The 1,056-nt window shown below is 61.4% G+C and carries 1 protein-coding gene; it reads left to right on the top strand.

Features of this window, described 5'->3' with window-relative positions; genetic code table 11:
• A partial coding sequence (locus tag AAAB16_RS06230) for an aldehyde dehydrogenase family protein (protein ID WP_340662550.1) occupies window positions 1–1,056 on the top strand: 1,056 nt, incomplete at both ends.

The following is a 1,056-nucleotide window of genomic DNA, read 5'->3' as shown; positions in this document are numbered from 1 at the left end:
GCATTAATGAAGCCAGCGAAGCCCAGGTTGACGCCGCTGTACGCGCCGCCGACGCGGCCTTCGATAGCTGGTCGCAAACCGCGCCAAAAGACCGTTCGCTGTTGATGCTTAAGCTGGCCGATGTGATCGACGCCAATGCCGAAGAGCTGGCGCGGCTGGAGTCGCAGAATTGCGGCAAACCGTACAACGCCGCACTTAATGATGAGCTGCCGGCAATTGCCGATGTATTCCGCTTTTTCGCTGGCGCCAGCCGGGTGATGGGCGGCTCCGCAGCGGGTGAATACCTGCCAGGCCATACCTCAATGATTCGCCGTGATCCGGTGGGCGTAGTGGCTTCCATCGCGCCGTGGAATTACCCGCTGATGATGGCCGCCTGGAAACTCGGCCCAGCCTTGGCCGCCGGTAATACCGTGGTGCTCAAGCCCTCCGAACAAACCCCGTTGACCGCCCTGCGCCTGGCTGAACTGGCCGCCGATATTTTCCCGGCTGGTGTACTTAACGTGGTGTTTGGCCGTGGCCCGACAGTCGGTGCGCCACTGACTAACCACCCGAAAGTGCGCATGGTTTCGCTCACCGGTTCCGTGGCCACGGGCAGCAATATCATCGCCAGCACCGCCGACACGGTGAAGCGCATGCATATGGAACTGGGCGGCAAAGCGCCGGTGGTGATTTTCGACGACGCCGATATCGACGCCGCCGTTGAAGGTATTCGCACCTTTGGCTTCTACAACGCCGGCCAAGACTGCACCGCCGCCTGCCGCATTTATGCGCAAAAAGGCATCTACGAAAAATTCGTCAGCAAGCTGGCTGAAGCGGTAAGCACCATCAAATACGGCGTGCAGGATGACGACGGCACCGAGCTGGGCCCGCTGATTACCCAACAGCACCTGGACCGCGTCGCCGGCTTTGTCGAACGCGCCCGCGCCATCCCGCATATCAAGGTGCTGACGGGCGGCAAAAAGGTCGACGGCCCAGGCTTCTTCTTTGAGCCCACCGTACTGGCCGGCGCCCTGCAAGACGACGAGGTGGTACGCCGGGAAATCTTTGGTCCAGTGG

The organism is Pseudomonas sp. (genome assembly GCF_037994325.1).
Classification (GTDB): Bacteria; Pseudomonadota; Gammaproteobacteria; order Pseudomonadales; family Pseudomonadaceae; genus Aquipseudomonas.
The sequence above is the reverse complement of the archived record's forward strand: the minus strand, read 5'-3'. Positions and strand labels throughout refer to the sequence as shown.